Below are 15,866 nucleotides of genomic sequence, written 5' to 3'. Positions count from 1 at the left end.
ATACGCTCCCAATTGCAAAAAAAGACCCGTATCCAACGGAGTACGGGCCTTAACTAAACTAAACATATAACAGATCTTTACTCATCCCGGAGACTATTTGCAGGATTGCGTCTGATAGCTCTTATAGCCTGTATACTTGTCGTAATATATGCGATAAGAATACCTGCAATACTTGCCAGTATAAATACCCATGGACTTATGGAGATACGAAATGAAAAATCTTCCAGCCATTTTCTCATAAAATAAAGTGCAATAGGGGTGGCAATTACAGATGCGATCAGCACCAGCCATATAAAATCTTTAGTCAACAAGATAAAGAGTTGCTTGTTTTTTGCTCCAAGGATCTTGCGTATACCGATTTCCTTTGTCCTCTGATAGGAGGTCAGTGTGATCAGTCCGAATAATCCCAGACAGCTGATAAAAAGTGTAATCGTTGCCGAGATATTAATGAGTTTTGCAGTTCTTCTGTCATCTTCATACATATCTTCTATTTGCTGTTCATAGAATTTGTATTGAAATGTTTGATCCGGATAGCTGTTCTTCCATTCCTTTTTCATGACTTTAATAGCAGATTCCCATTCACCTTTATTGGCGCTGGAAAGTTTGATGCTGATGCTTAATAAATTGTCCGGCTTACCATAATAAAACGCAATCGGTCCCACTGTGCTTCTAAAATCAAACTGATTAAAATCATTAACGACGCCTATTATACGTATATCCTTATCTGATCCATCTTTCAGCAATTGTCCTACTGCTTCCTGTGGTGAATCAAAACCATAGCTCTGAACTGCTTTTTCATTTATAATGATGTGCCTTGAACTGTCACTCCGATCAATAAAATTTGAACCAGCAAGGATTTTGAGTTTATAAAGATCCAGATAAGTTTCATCGATAAACTTTAAGTTGATCTGTGTTTGTATTTTAGTGGTATCTACCATGCGGTAGTAGGTATTGCCCCACATCGAACTGCTGAATGGGGTGTGACCCAATGCTACTGAAGCAAATTCCGAATGTTTTTTAAGCGCCTCTGCATATGTGCGAGGGTTCGTGAGGTCTTTTTTGGAGAGTCTGTAAGGAATTTCCTGAATAATCACTGCATCATGATCGAAACCTAAGTTGGCATTAAGTGCATAATGCAATTGTTGTCCGATAATGATGGTACAGATAACAAATAGCTGGGATATTGTAAACTGGAAGATAATGAGAACTTTTCTTAACCAGATTTTTTTTCTGCCTTCACCTAATGAAGATTTAAGAATTTTGACGGTATTAACTCTCGTGCTGAGCCATGCCGGATATATACCGTTGATCAGTGTCAGCACTACTATAAAGACGATTATAAAACCTGTAATTTCTCCAGCGCTTAGAAAATCCGCTATATCTGTTGGAATAATATCTTTAAAGGTGTGATTAAAAAAGAGAGAAAGCGGGATCGCTATTACAATTGCACAGACCAGCGTCACAAAAGTTTCGGTAAAAAAAATCTGCATAATTTTATAACTACTCGCTCCGAGAGATTTCTGAATGCCTATTTGTTTTGCACGTTTGGGCAATTGTGCTGTGGTGAGATTAATATAGTTGATACAGGCCAGTACGATCAGAAAAATGGCAATACTTAATAATACGTATAGAACAGACCTATTTATAGAATGTGCCCCATTATTGGCTGAAGGAGTGAAGTGCTTATCTTTTAAAGGAAGCAGTTCAAACCAGCCCTCATATTTATATTTATTTTTTAATTCTTTTGTTTCTTTATCCAGTTTTTTGTTGATAGCCTGAAGTAATCTTTGTTTTTTATTTTCTGAATTTACCTTTACAAACAGTTGATGGTTAGAGTTTCTTGCATTCCAATCTGTACTTTTGAGTTCTTTTTCCGGAATCGGAAAAAACTCTTTTCCTTCAAAACTGGACGGATAATCCAGATCCCGGACCACTCCAGTTACTGTATATAGCAGACTGTCATTATAGACAAGCACCTTTCCTATAACCTGTTGCGGATCGGCATCTTTGAAATAGTAAGCTGCTCTGGAAGCTGTTAGTACAACCTCATTGGGAGACTTCAGGACATTCCCCTTGTTTCCGGCCAGCCATTTATAACCAACCAGATCAAAATAGGATCCGTTCGTTGAGACTAGCAATGTGGGAGATGTAGAATCTTCTTTATTTTTCTCCGTATTTACATTATAAAAATATCGTACGTATACAGGCACGGCCAGTTCTATCTCTGAACGTTGATCTTCGAGATAGGATGAGAGCGGGAGGGGAACTCCTCCGAAATTATTGCTGACACCCTCATAGCGGGAGTGAGACATAATCTGATATATCTGATCGAGATCCTGATGGTTGCGGTCAAATTTGAGCTCATAATCGATGATACGGGCAATGGAAAAACAGCCGGCAATTCCAATGGCCAAACCCAGGACATTCAGTACAGTAAACAGCTTTTGCCTCCAGAGTTGACGAAATGCTAATTTTATGGATAACCAGTTCATAATTGTAGTGTTAAAAGAATTAATTATTCGTCTCTCAGGTGGTTTACAAGTTTCTGATGTAGCAACTGTCTGGTCTGCAGGGACACAACCAATGCTGTAATGGTTAAAATTCCAATGGCTACAATCCCGAAAACCAGCCAGGATAATGGAATTCTATATGCAAATTTGTCCAGAAAACGCTGCATGATGTAGGTCGTAACAGGATAGGAGATAAGTATAGAAATACCGGCTATCAGCATAAATTCTTTTGAAAGAATACCTGTGATAGCGCGATTAGAGGCTCCCAGAATTTTACGTATTCCGATTTCTTTTTTCCTTCTTTCGATTTCAAAAGCTGTCAATCCAATAAGTCCGAGGAACGAAATAATAAGGGATAAAACGGTAAAAAATGACAGAATCTTGCTTAGATTCTGCTCTGTCCGGAATTTGGAATCATATTGCTCTGACACAAGTTCATATTGAAGCGGATATTCAGGAGAAAAGGTCTTGAATATTTTTTCGATTGATTTGATATTACTGTCTGTAGAATTGTTTTCATTCATCCTGACCGTCAGAATACCTAAATAAGAAGCAGGACCAAAGATGACAATCGGTTCTACAGGTTGATAAGGAGAATTGATAACGAAATCTTTTATCACTCCGACTACAGTCCATTTTTTGAAATTATCGTCGATGACAGCACCTAACGGTTCTTTGAGATTCATTGTTTTGACTGCCGATTCATTCAATACTGCAGAGGTGGAGTCAGCAGGATACTTGTTAATATCAATATCTCTTCCCTGTATAATGGTTGTACCTGTCGTTTTGGTGAAATCTTTATCCACCCCAAACCGGTAAATAGAGGTTTTGTCATTCTCCGGACGCTCCGGCCAGCTGATAGCAGTGGAGCTGCTCCATGTCCGGGACATCGGAGAACCTGTCCGTGTAATAGAAGTCGCCGCGCCGGATTGGAGGAGAGCATTGCTGATAAGTCCGGCTTTTTCCAGTTCGGATTCATTAAGGTATATGGTCAGTAGAGGATCTTTCTCAAAATTTAAAGGACGCTGTCCGGCAAATTCGACCTGTTTGATAATAAAAAGTGTTGAACAGATCAATACGACTGAACAGGTAAACTGAATGGTGACCAGAATACTTCTGGGTGTAAATCCGGAAGAAGTGGCAGAGCCCTTCAAAGCACGCTGTGTCTGCAGTGAGGAAAGATAGAATGCAGGATAACTGCCTGCCAAAGCACCGGTTACTATAATGAAAACCACTAATAGTATCCAGGGTAAAGGGGCCGTATAAGGAATAACAAATTGCTCCTCAATGATTTTTTCATAATGAGGGAGAAGTATTACAGTCAGTATAATGGCTATGATCGTTGAGAAAAAGACAATAAGAATGGATTCTATCAGAAATTGTCCTATAAGCATTTTGCGGGTTGCTCCCATAGTTTTGCGGATAGCGATTTCTTTTCTTCTTCTCTCGCTTCGTGCTGTACTCAGGTTCATAAAATTGATACAGGCAAGGACAAGTGTCGTTAAAGCTATAAACCCCATGATGTAGAGGTTGTCTATTCGTCCACCGTCATTCTTTCCGTTTTTGAATGAGTTATACAGGTAACTTTTCATAAATGGATACAGCACCACTTCCAGTGAAGAACTCTGGTCATGCTCTTTACTGATGTTTTGAATTTTAGTGTTGACTTTGTTTAGATCTGTTCCCTCTTTGAGAAGTACATATGTACTCACATAGCTATTGGTCCATGGTCGTGTCGATTGATCATTATATCCCAGACTTGTTCTGAGATTCCAGTCTGCCAGAACTTCAAAATACACAGAACTGTTTGACGGGGGATCCTTGACAACTGCGGTTACGGTAAGCGGATATTTACTCTGTATTAAAACGGTGCGTCCCAGTGGATTTTCATCTCCAAATAATTTGGTAGCGGTTTTTTGTGTGACTGCAACCTGATCAGGTTTGTTAAACGGGGTTTTGCTGCCGCTGATAATTTCAAAACTGAATATATCGAAAAAGGAAGAATCTACAAAAGTGACAGGTTGATTCAGAAGTCTTTCTCCTAATTTAAAAGTAAGGCTGTAACCGTTATCAATGCGGCTACTGGACTGGACTTCGGGATAATCCGATTGTAAAGCAGGACCCAGTGGTTCAGAAGTAGCGGACCCGATCTTTATTTCTCCATTAACATCCCTCTTATGCTGAGCAATATAAATCCGGTCTTTACGGGCATGGAACTGATTATAGCTTATCTGGTGTTGAATCCAAAGTCCTATTAATAAAAAACCTGTAATACCGATAGCAAGACCAAATATATTGATAAAGGTATAAGCCTTATATCTGGCAAGAAACCGAAGGGAAGTTTTGATATAATTTAGAAGCATATTTTTATAGCTGATGTATGATTTGATATATTATTCGTCTCTCAGACTATTGATAGGGTTGGAATTTGCTATTCTGATAGCCTGAAAGCTGACTGTCAGCGCAGTTATCAGAAGTCCGATTACAGCGGCAAAAAGAAATACCTCCCATCTGATCTCTGTTCTGTAAGCAAATCCCTGTAACCATTTTTGCATGATCCACCATGAAAATGGCGTAACTATTATAAGAGACATCAGTACGAGTTTCAGAAATTCGGAGGATACTAATTTTACAATCGAAAACATAGATGCACCAAGTATCTTACGGATCCCGATCTCTTTGACTCTCCTTTGTATCACTAGTGAAGACAGTGCAAATAAGCCCAGTCCTGATACTAGAATAGTGGCAACGGAAAACAAAGTCAGGATTTTTAGTGTGCGTTCTTCTGTGCGATAAAGTCCGTTATACTCTTCCTCGAGATAGTGATATTCAAAGGGTTTATCTTTGCTGAACTTTTTCCAGGTATCTTCCAGAAATCCCAGTGTTTCCTGTGTATGCTCAGTATCCTTTAGTTTGATCATCAATTTGCCAAACCAGCTGTATTCTACGAATAGCACGATAGGGCCTATTTTCTGGTGAAGAGACGCAAAATTAAAATCTTTTGAAACAGCTTTGATTTTGCCTTTTCTACCGTTAAGGTTGACAGGTTTGCCTATGGCTTCATCCGCTTTCAACCCTAATTGATCTAATGCGGTTTTATTAATAATAAAAGCATATTCAGACGCTGTATCTGTTGTGCCGGAGCGGGTAACATCACCTTCGTTAAAGCTTTCTCCTGCCATAAGTTTTATGTCAAAAACAGATAAGAAATCTTTTTCGACAGGAATACCGGTGATATTAATGCTTTTCGCAGATGAATTGATATTGGCTTCCAGAGTATAACCTCCATTAATGTTGACCGGAGAATCATAGGAAGCTGTTACTCCTTGTATATTATTGTTGCTTGCAAGGGTATTTTTAAAAGATATCAGATTAGGGACTGCAAGCTCGGAGGCATCCAGTACGATTACTTTTGAACGGGCTATCCCTGTGTCTTTGGATTGCAGATAACGCATCTGTCCGTTGACAATAAGTGTAGAAATAATAAACAGTAGGGATAAGCTGAACTGAAATATAATCAGAATCTTACTTAGTAAAGCTCCTTTTTTACTGTTCGAAATCTTTCCTTTCAGACTGTCCGTGGGTTTGACAGAAGACAATATCCATGCTGGTGCTCCGCCTGAAATAAAGGAAATGCACAGAAACAGGAGAATAATGATCAGGATGAACCACCCTCCCTTCCAGGATTCCAGACTAAGCTGTATTCCTGTATAACTGTTGAATACCGGAATAAGCAGAATCGCACCGACAGTACCCACTAATAAGGCAATAAAGGAGGTAAAGAAGGATTCGGTCACGAATTGTGTAAAAATGTGTTTTCTTGAAGCTCCTATTACTTTTCGTACGCCTATCTCATGAGCTCTCTCACTGGACTTGGTCATAATAAGATTACCAAAATTGATACAGGCAATCAATAGTAAAGAGATAGCAACTACAGAAAGGAGATAGATATAGATCTGTTTAGGACCACCCATTACCGTTGAATGCAGCCTTACATCAAGCAACTTCTGTAAAGGGAATTTCGCCTGATAACCTGCAGCAATCTCCTCTGCAAACTGTTCTTTCAGATAGTTGTCGATTTTGGACTGTACAGCAGCGATATCATTGGGAGATTTGAGCAGCAGATAGGAAATATCATTGGCGGCACCCCAGGAAACATTTTTAAATCTGGATAAGGAATGGTAAGGCCCGATAATATTGAACTGTATCTGGGAATAAGAAGGAATGTCTTTGATAACACCTGTCACTTTCCAAGGGATATTATTCATCGTCAGACTTTCTCCCAATGCTTCTTCCTCTCCGAAATAGCGTTTTGCTGTAGATTCGGTAATAACGATAGAATTTGGCTCCTTGAGTGCTAAAGCAGGATTTCCTTTTATAAAGTCGAAGCTGAAAACGTCAAAGAAAGGTTCGTCTGCAAAGACAAGTCCATCTTCGTTGAATACTTTTCCTTTGTACTGAACGGGTACCTTATGTTCTTCACTTCCCCGCTTAAAGAGCCGCACACCTTTTTCAACCTCCGGAAACTGCTCTGCAAATGCCGGTACAGCCGCATTGGGTGTCCAGGGTGTTTCTGTAAATTCATCCTCTGAAGGGGCTTTATAACCAAAGGACATAAAGACAATGCGATCAGCTTTTTTATGAAAACTATCAAAGCGGAGTTCGTTTATAATATATGTTCCCAGCAAAAAGAAACAGCATATTCCCAGCGCAAGACTTACAATACTGACGAATGAAGTCGTTTTATTCTTGAGCAGATTTCGCCAGGCGAGTTTGAAATACGTGTACAGCATGATCTTTAGAATTGAGTTTCCATTATTACTTCTCCGTCCAGCATACGGATGACACGATGTGCAAATTTGGCGTCATGCTCACTGTGCGTCACCATGATAATGGTCGTACCACTTTCATTGAGTTCCGTCAATAGCTGCATGACTTCATTACCATTGTTCGAATCCAGGTTTCCTGTAGGTTCATCGGCAAGAATAAGCTTGGGGTTGTTAATCACAGCTCTTGCTACAGCCACACGCTGTTGCTGACCTCCTGACAATTGCTGCGGAAAATGGTTTCTGCGGTGTGCGATCTGTACTTTTTCCAATACTTCCTCTACCCGTTTTTTTCTTTCTGCAGCGGGCACGTTGGTGTATATCAATGGCAGCTCAACGTTTTCATAAACGGTCAGCTCATCAATCAGATTAAAACTCTGAAATACAAAGCCTATAGCATGTTTGCGCAGGTCAGATCGCTTGCTCTCGTTGAATTTTGCAACTTCCGTTTCATTAAAAAGATAGCTTCCTTCTTCAAAATCATCGATCAGGCCCAGTACATTTAACAGGGTCGATTTGCCACAACCGGATGGACCCATTACGGCTACAAATTCACCCTCAGTTACATGGACATCAACATTATTAAGCGCTAATGTCTCGATCTCATCTGTACGGTAAAATTTCTTTAGTTGATGTATTTTAATCATTATTTAGATATTAGAGTGTTAATTACTTTTGAATTTTTAATTCCTGTACCTTGTCGTAGTTTTCATAACTCGAGGTAATCACTTTATCTCCCGGTTTCAATCCTTTGAGGACTTCATAGTATTCCGGATTTTGCCTTCCCAGCTGTATATCTGTGCGATAGGCTGTACTCCCATCTTCGGATAATTTAAAGATCCAGTTACCTCCTGTCTGTTGATAGAATCCACCACGGGATAATAACAGGGCTTTAGTCTCATCACTCAAAGCGAGCTTGATCTGTAATGTCTGTCCTCTGCGTATACCCTGAGGAATTTCTCCTACAAACTCCATGTCCACCTGAAAGCGTCCGTTGTTGACCTGGGAATATACTTTTCTGACCCTTAGTGTATAGGTCTTATTACTGATATTTATGCTTCCCTGCAGATCATTATATATTCTGGAAATGTAATGTTCATCGACATCAGCTCTTACCTTAAAACCGGTAAGCACATCGATCTGTCCCAGACGCTCTCCTGAATTTTTATTTTGCCCGATTTCAGAATCAAAAGAGGTCAGTTGTCCGTCTACAGGTGCCCGCACAACCAGATCATCTACTTTCTTTCGCATAAGCTCCAGGGCGCGCTGTGTACGTTCGTACATCTGTCTGTCTTGTTTTACCTTTTGATTGGTCGATAGCGAATCCTGCTGCAATATTTTGCGTGTTAATTCCATTCTTTCCTTTTGATAAAGATAATCATTGACTGTTTTTTGGTATTCCTGAGAGCCAATTGCTTTTTCTTCAAATAATTTTTTATTCAGCTGATATATCCTCTGCGCTTCTTTAAGCCCGTTGTCAACATCGGCCAGCTGATTCCGGTTATTGATCGATACTTGTTGTGCATTCGTCTGTGCGATCTGGGATTGTGTTAAGAGATTCAGAACGGATGTTTCCTGATTAACCAGGCTGAGTTCCTGATCTGTATTGGATAAGCGCATAATAGGATCTCCTTTTTTCAGAAAAGCTCCGTCTTCAACATATTTTTCTTCCACACGTCCTCCTACAGATGCATCAAGAAATATACTGTTAATCGGTAATACCGTACCGTTTAAAGGAATAAATTCCTGAAATGTATCTTCTTTTATTATCTGTATACTCAACCGTTCAGCCTTTACATTCAGATTACTTTTACCCCGGATAAGATAGACACTAAAACCGATTAAAAAAATAAGTAAGAAAATGCCGGCAAGCATCAGTAGTCTTTTGCCTGTCCATGTTTTCTTTTGTATGACTTTATCCATATAGTACGTTATCAATTTTATAATCCTGTATATTCTTTAGTAAACGATGTGCCAATATTGTAACTAATTAATTGTCAGTAATTTATTTGTTTAGTGAAATGTTTCAGGTGTTCGATATCGGTCAGTTTCTGTTCGCCAGCGCACATGTTTTGATTTTCTATGCTGTATTAAAGAAATAAGATGTTAGCCTTAAGCTAAAATTAAGCAAAACCAAATGTTGTAAATAGACTGCTTAAATTATATATTTATAACAATAATTGAAAATAATCTACAAAATGGGTAAATCTGATAAAAATAAAAATGCGGGATTTGATTTCGAATTTTTAGAGAAGCTGATCGTAGGCATAGGAGAAGTATCTCAGATTACCGGAATTCCTACCAGACAAATCCGGTATTGGGAAGATAAAAACATTATCAGTAGTCTGACAGAAGAGGAGGGAAAAAACAGAAGGTATGACTATAAGAATATTAAGAAGATGTTGCTGATCAAAGAATTGATGGATGAGGGTTATACACTGGATGCCGCTGCAGAGAAAGTCAGAAAGCGTATTGTACTTATTGACGAAACCTTCGGGAAACTAAAGAGTAAAGCAAAATAGACGTTATGATAAAAAAACCGGAAGAAGAATTGATTTTTGAAAAATTTGATCAGGATGATTTTGAATTATACTATTCATTAGTGCGTGATGAAAAAGTAATGGCAATGATTACAGAGCGGGCTATTCCTTTGTCAGAAGCTAAGGCAGACTATGAAAAGATTCTAGGGATAAATGGCTTACACTCTTCTTTCGGCTATTTCAAAGTTAAGACAGCTAAAGCTCGGGAATTTGTCGGGTTAGCTAAACTGGAGGTCGTAGCAGAGGACAGCAAGGAGGCAGAACTCGGTTATATTTTGCTTCCTTCTCATTGGGGAAAAGGCTTTGGAAATCAGATGGCCAGCGAGATGCTAATGATAGCAAGGAAAGAATCTCAAATCAGTAAGGTCACGGCCATTATTGATCCTAATAATATTCCATCCAGAAAAATTCTGGTCAATAATGGGTTTGTTTCAGAAGGGTTCAGAGATTTTGACGGACTTCCCGGAGAAATCCTGAGCCTGGTATTTTGACGAACTTTCGAAATTGTCGTCCGACTGTCCGCTAACGGACAGTTTTTGTCCGATGACGAACACTGTAATATTTTTATTTTGGCATAAGTTGTTGATTTTTAGTTGTTTATTCTTTTGGCATATGCTGTGTGTAAGAGGATTGTATTACACATTCTCATTACTTATACAGCATATTTATGCATTACAGATATATTGTTTCGGTATTATATTTTTTATTAGGGTCAGGTTTTGCTGCTTTGGGTCAGGTATGTAATCTCCAATCCTGTATTTCTCAGGCTTTGCAACATAATCTGGCCGTTCAGAACAGTGAGATAAAAGAGCAGCGTTCTTCTATTGCCTATACCAGATCATGGCAGGAACGCCTTCCTACATTGAATGCCCGTCTGGGACACGGAATTAATGAAGGAAAAAGTATAGATCCCTCTACTAATCAGTTTATCAGCAAACGTTTTACTTCCGGTAATCAGGAACTAACGACCTCGATGGTGCTGTTTGATGGACTGGGGATGTTGTATGATATACGACAGCAGTCGAAAAGATGGGCGGCTGATCAAAAGGATCAAGAAGGGGCTTTAATCGCTTTGAAACTGGATGTTATACTGGCGTATATACAGGTGCTGACAGCAAAAGATATTCTGCAACAGGCAGAAGTTAATATCGAAACAACCCGGGCACAGCTGCAACGATCAGAGACGCTACACAAACAGGGGGCAATTGCACCGGGAGATTACTTTGATATCAAAGGTCAGTATGCGGCAGAATCTTCATCTATTAACGGATTAAAGAAAACACTTTTCGACAGACGTGTCGCTCTTTCGGGATTGATGAATATAGCGGAGAGGGAATTGGGAGAACTTGCCCCTTTGGAAGAACAGACAAATGATATAGATGTATGGACAGCTGACGCAGAACAGTTATATCAGGAGGCACAAGATAAACTGCCCGACTTTCAGTCTTTACAGCTCAAAGCGGATGCAGCAGAATATGCTGTAAAATATGCTAAGTCGGCTTATTATCCACGACTTACATTTGGTGCCGGTCTGAATAGTCAATATGCAGGGACTTCCAGTGATTCTTATCTGCGTCAGATTGATAATAATCTGGGTAAATATATTGCATTTGGTCTTAATATTCCGATATTCAATGGATTTAAAGTTCGTAATCAGGTGAAACTGGCCCGGTTGGATCAGCGGAGTCAGCAGGTAGAGAACGATCAGAAACGCCTGGAACTTCGTCAAAATACCAGCAGAGCAGTTTTCGAATATAAACAGTCTTATGAGAATATTGCATTATTGAAAAGTCAGGTTACAGATTATAAGGAATCTTTCAGAATTGCACAGGTTAGGTTTGATGAGGGCGACATCAATTCAGTGACTTATATTATTGCAAAAAATAAATATGAACAATCCTTGTCACAGCTTACGGTATTGCAATATCAGGCTATATTGCAGCAATATACATTAGATTACTATCAGGGGAAACTTGGGTTTTAAGGTGATCTGCAGAGAAAACTGCGGGATTGTTTTTTTTCTTTTACTTTTTAGTCTTATTTTGAAATATGAAAAAGTCGACCATATTGGTTGTAGATGATGATCAGGATCTGCTTACAGCAGTACGATTGTTGCTCAAGCCTCAGGTAGGTGAAGTGATCATAGAACATAATCCGGAAAAAATATTATCCATATTGGCGAAGAAAAGTGTGGATGCCGTGCTGTTGGATATGAACTTTAAAAGCACTATCAATACCGGTAATGAAGGTTTGTACTGGTTGTCCAGGATCAGGGAAGAATATCCGGTATTACCCGTTGTCATGATCACGGCTTACGGTGCTGTAGATCTGGCGGTCAAATCTCTCAAAAACGGAGCCTCCGATTTTATTGTCAAACCCTGGCAAAACGAGACACTGCTCAAGAGTCTGGAGGAAGCACTTTCTGTAAATAAGGCAAAAAAAGCAGATGCAAAGGGTATCTTAAATTCTTATACATCGACTCAGCTGCTTGGAGAGTCTGAGATCATGCAGGATCTGTATTATAAAATAAGTAAAATAAGTCCAACGGATGCCAATATTCTTATTCTGGGAGAAAATGGAACTGGTAAAGATGTCATTGCACGGGAGATTCATAACCAGTCACTCCGATATCAGAAGAATTTTATAAAGGTAGATGTAGGGGCGTTGACAGATACGCTTTTTGAGAGTGAATTATTCGGGCATAAAAAGGGGGCATTTACCGATGCGCGTGAAGATAGGAAAGGACGGATAGAACTGGCTCACGAAGGAACATTATTTCTGGATGAGATTGGAAATATATCCTTACAGCAACAGGCCAAATTATTGACAGTACTCCAGAACAGGCAGGTTACGCCTCTTGGAAGTAATCATGCTGCAGATGTAGATATCCGGTTGTTGTGTGCCACAAATATTCCTATCCGGGAACTGGCCAACGAAAGCCAGTTTAGAAAAGATCTGATCTACAGGATCAATACGGTCGAAGTACAGGTTCCTCCGCTACGGGAAAGGGGAGAGGATATCATGCTGCTGGCCAGACATTTCCTGACCATATACGCCAAAAAGTACAATAAGTCTATAGCTGATTTTTCGGATGAATCTGTATACAAGTTAAATGGTTATCACTTTCCGGGTAATGTAAGAGAATTGCAGTACAGTATAGAGCGTGCGGTCATTATGTCTGAAACGGATAGGGTGGAAGGGAAAGATCTGTTGTTCTCTCCGTTAGAGAATTCAGTCCAACCTGTCGTATCCGGGAGCAGTGAGCAGAATCTGGAAGTATTGGAAAGAAATACAATCAAGAAAGTGATCGAAAAGTATAATGGTAATATCAGTAAGGCTGCCAGAGAACTGGGGCTTACGCGTTCGGCATTATACAGACGATTGGAAAAGTATAACCTCTGATTATGACACGCTTTAAATGGTGGATAGCATGTAGTTATGTATTGCTTATAGGTTTGGGAGCAATATGTTGCTTTGCCCTGATATCTGAATGGTATCTGCTGGCATCTCTGGCCGGTTTATTAGCTATTGTCACTTTCACTGCCGGACTGAAAGCACAATTTGAAATCTATGATGTATTTATGGATTTTGTACAGTCTACCAGACAGCGCGATTTCACACGCTATTACGTTACAAAAAAAACAAGTTCTACGAAGCGCAGAATTCACGAGACCTTCAATGAGATAAATGCTGCATTTAAAGAAATTACGGTGTCCAAAGAATTGCAGTATCAGTATCTCAATCAGATTGTGAATATGCTGGACACAGCTATCTTTACCTATTATCCGGATAAGGATAAAGTGATCTGGATGAATGAGGCTTTTAGGGTTATGTTTGATATTCCGTATGTAGGAAAGTTCACTTCACTGGAAAAGCGGAATAAAGAACTTTTCAAGATTATTAATAATCTTCAGACCGGACAGCAGCATATTGAAGCGGTATCTTCTGCTAAAGGGAAGGTCAAACTACTGATGCAATTGTCCGAACTGGTGACACAGGAGGGGCGGTGTCAGATTGTAGTATTTCAGAATGTCAACGAAGCTATTGATGAGACAGAGACTAAAGCCTGGCATAAGCTCTTGCGTGTGTTGACGCACGAAATTATGAATTCCATTGCTCCTATTTCGTCCCTGGCAGAGACGATGAGCCAGCATCTGGATCGCCTGAATCCGGCAGAGGAACTTGAAGATGTACGTATAGGTGTAGATACTATTCGCAACAGAAGTGAGGGGCTGTTGAAATTTGCCAAAAGTTACCGTACAATCAATAAGGTAGATAAACCACAACTACAGGAAATCATGGTCTCTGATCTGTTTGAAAATATTTACCAGTTGCTGGAGCCGACCTTTGTACAGAAGAATATTGAATTTGATGTGATACTGAAACCTACCCGGATTCAGTTATTTGCGGATGCCAATCTGGTGGAGCAGGTGCTTATTAATCTTGTTCTCAATGCTATGGAGGCGGTAAAAGATGTAGAAAAACCATACATCACCATGTCTGCAATAGAGAAAGGCGGAAATGTACAGATCCATGTCAGTGATAATGGAATCGGTATAGATACGGAACTCATGGAAAATATCTTTACACCATTCTTTACCACACGCAAAACAGGAAGTGGGGTCGGTCTGACATTGAGTAAACAGATCATGCTGATCCATGGAGGGAATATTCTAGTAGAATCTGCGGTAGGTAAAGGCAGTACATTTACTTTGCAGTTTTGATGGGAAAGCATGCAGCCACATTTTAGTAAAGTAACCGCTTAATCTTCTTCTTCCAGAAACAGCTCGGATGCGATATGGTCGGCAATAAGTTTTCCCTTTGCTGTAAGATAATAGTGTCCATCCTGCAGACGTACTTCTCCTTGTGCAATAAAGGGTTGGATCGTATTCGTGAGCTGATTAAGGGTATCTGATCCGAATGCTTCTTCGATTTTGGCAGTATCCATTCCCCACATAGTACGCAGCGAAGTCATAATATATTCATTGACTTTGTTTTCGAAACTCAGCTGTTCGACTTCTGCAACAGGTGTTTTTTCGGATATACCTTTTATGTACAATGCATTATTAGCAATATTCCAGGATCGGTTATCTCCGTTAAAGGAATGAGCGGAGGGACCTATACCGATATAAGTATCGCCTTTCCAGTAGCTTGAGTTATGTCGGGCATATCTGTCAGGTTTTGCGAAGTTGGAAATCTCATAATGCTCAAATCCGCTGTTTACAAGTTTATCTATCAGGATTTCAAACTGTGCGGCAGACTGAGATTCATTCATGGCCGGCGATTTACCTTTTTTGATAAAATGATCCAGAGCTGTTTGTGGCTCTACCGTCATACTGTAAGCAGAGATATGTGGGATTTCAAATTCCAGTAATTTATTGATATTAGCATTCCACTTTTGATCTGTCAGAAGCGGATAACCGTAGATCAGATCTGCTGTTATATTCTCAAATCCGGCATCCTGTACTCGCTTAATTGCCGCATCTGCTTCACTGGCATTGTGAGCACGGTTCATCCAGCTCAGATCTTCTTCATAGAAAGACTGTATGCCTATACTGAAGCGATTGATATCTGTGTGTCGGAGCTGCTGTACTTTTTTATGATCCAGATCATCCGGATTGGCCTCTAAAGTAATCTCTGCATCTTCTGCAATATCATAATACTCGGATACAGCATCAATGAAAGACTGTATATGTCCGGCATCCAGAATAGACGGCGTTCCTCCGCCGAAATACAGGGAGGTTAGCTTTTTGGTATCCCCTGACTGACTACGTAATTCCAGTTCCTGTCTCATTGCAGCCATCATTTCGTCCTTGTATCTGAGGGACGTAGAAAAGTGAAAATCACAGTAGTGACAGGCTTGTTTGCAAAATGGAATGTGAAAGTAGATACCCGGCATTTTTTGTATAAATCTTTTCCAAAGATAAGCTAAAATATAGCTTTGATAAGGACTAATAATAAATTGTCCTCGTTTTACATCCGGGAGCTTT

11 protein-coding genes are annotated in these 15,866 nt (G+C 39.7%); 5 read left to right on the top strand and 6 right to left on the bottom strand.

Annotation, left to right across the window (positions count from 1 at the left end):
* Nucleotides 1-77 precede the first annotated feature (77 nt).
* From HMPREF0766_RS12815 to HMPREF0766_RS12795, 5 genes are read right to left on the bottom strand one after another with little or no spacing between them, the layout of a single operon-like run.
* The gene (locus tag HMPREF0766_RS12815; protein ID WP_002997905.1) at nucleotides 78-2,492 is read right to left on the bottom strand and encodes an ABC transporter permease; all 2,415 of its coding nucleotides are present in this window, start codon (nucleotides 2,490-2,492) and stop codon (nucleotides 78-80) included.
* Between the two features lie 23 nt (nucleotides 2,493-2,515).
* A complete protein-coding gene (locus tag HMPREF0766_RS12810; protein ID WP_002997904.1) occupies nucleotides 2,516-4,873 on the bottom strand; it encodes an ABC transporter permease in 2,358 nt (785 codons plus the stop codon).
* Between the two features lie 30 nt (nucleotides 4,874-4,903).
* Entirely contained in the window at nucleotides 4,904-7,303 is a 2,400-nt protein-coding gene (locus HMPREF0766_RS12805; RefSeq protein ID WP_002997902.1) for an ABC transporter permease, read from the bottom strand.
* A 5-nt stretch (nucleotides 7,304-7,308) separates the two neighbouring features.
* Nucleotides 7,309-7,983, bottom strand: coding sequence for an ABC transporter ATP-binding protein (locus HMPREF0766_RS12800; RefSeq protein WP_002997900.1), 675 nt, complete (start codon nucleotides 7,981-7,983; stop codon nucleotides 7,309-7,311).
* Between the two features lie 22 nt (nucleotides 7,984-8,005).
* Nucleotides 8,006-9,259: an efflux RND transporter periplasmic adaptor subunit gene (locus HMPREF0766_RS12795; protein ID WP_002997898.1), complete on the bottom strand. Its 1,254-nt coding sequence runs from the start codon at nucleotides 9,257-9,259 to the stop codon at nucleotides 8,006-8,008.
* A gap of 275 nt (nucleotides 9,260-9,534) precedes the next feature.
* Here HMPREF0766_RS12795 and HMPREF0766_RS12790 point away from each other — a divergent pair, with 275 nt between their 5' ends.
* The 5 genes from HMPREF0766_RS12790 to HMPREF0766_RS12770 all read left to right on the top strand — a co-directional run bounded on the left by HMPREF0766_RS12790 (nucleotide 9,535) and on the right by HMPREF0766_RS12770 (nucleotide 14,600).
* Complete coding sequence (locus tag HMPREF0766_RS12790) at nucleotides 9,535-9,858, top strand: MerR family transcriptional regulator (RefSeq protein WP_002997896.1); 324 nt, start codon at nucleotides 9,535-9,537, stop codon at nucleotides 9,856-9,858.
* Between the two features lie 5 nt (nucleotides 9,859-9,863).
* Nucleotides 9,864-10,367: a GNAT family N-acetyltransferase gene (locus HMPREF0766_RS12785; RefSeq protein WP_002997894.1), complete on the top strand. Its 504-nt coding sequence runs from the start codon at nucleotides 9,864-9,866 to the stop codon at nucleotides 10,365-10,367.
* A gap of 176 nt (nucleotides 10,368-10,543) precedes the next feature.
* On the top strand, nucleotides 10,544-11,860 hold the full coding sequence (locus HMPREF0766_RS12780) for a TolC family protein (protein WP_002997892.1): 1,317 nt from the start codon (nucleotides 10,544-10,546) through the stop codon (nucleotides 11,858-11,860).
* A gap of 65 nt (nucleotides 11,861-11,925) precedes the next feature.
* Entirely contained in the window at nucleotides 11,926-13,278 is a 1,353-nt protein-coding gene (locus tag HMPREF0766_RS12775) for a sigma-54-dependent transcriptional regulator (protein ID WP_002997890.1), read from the top strand.
* 2 nt (nucleotides 13,279-13,280) lie between these two features.
* Nucleotides 13,281-14,600: a sensor histidine kinase gene (locus HMPREF0766_RS12770; RefSeq protein ID WP_002997888.1), complete on the top strand. Its 1,320-nt coding sequence runs from the start codon at nucleotides 13,281-13,283 to the stop codon at nucleotides 14,598-14,600.
* Between the two features lie 38 nt (nucleotides 14,601-14,638).
* On the opposite strand, the gene hemW is transcribed toward HMPREF0766_RS12770, so the two are convergent.
* Nucleotides 14,639-15,775 carry a radical SAM family heme chaperone HemW gene (gene hemW / locus HMPREF0766_RS12765; protein ID WP_081454850.1) on the bottom strand — a complete coding sequence of 379 codons (1,137 nt, stop codon included), beginning with the start codon at nucleotides 15,773-15,775 and terminating at the stop codon, nucleotides 14,639-14,641.
* Between the last annotated feature and the right edge of the window lie 91 nt (nucleotides 15,776-15,866).

It is taken from the genome of Sphingobacterium spiritivorum ATCC 33861 (genome assembly GCF_000143765.1).
Taxonomy (GTDB): Bacteria; Bacteroidota; Bacteroidia; order Sphingobacteriales; family Sphingobacteriaceae; genus Sphingobacterium; species Sphingobacterium spiritivorum.
Note: the sequence above shows the minus strand (reverse complement) of the source record. Positions and strands in the feature narration are given on the sequence as shown.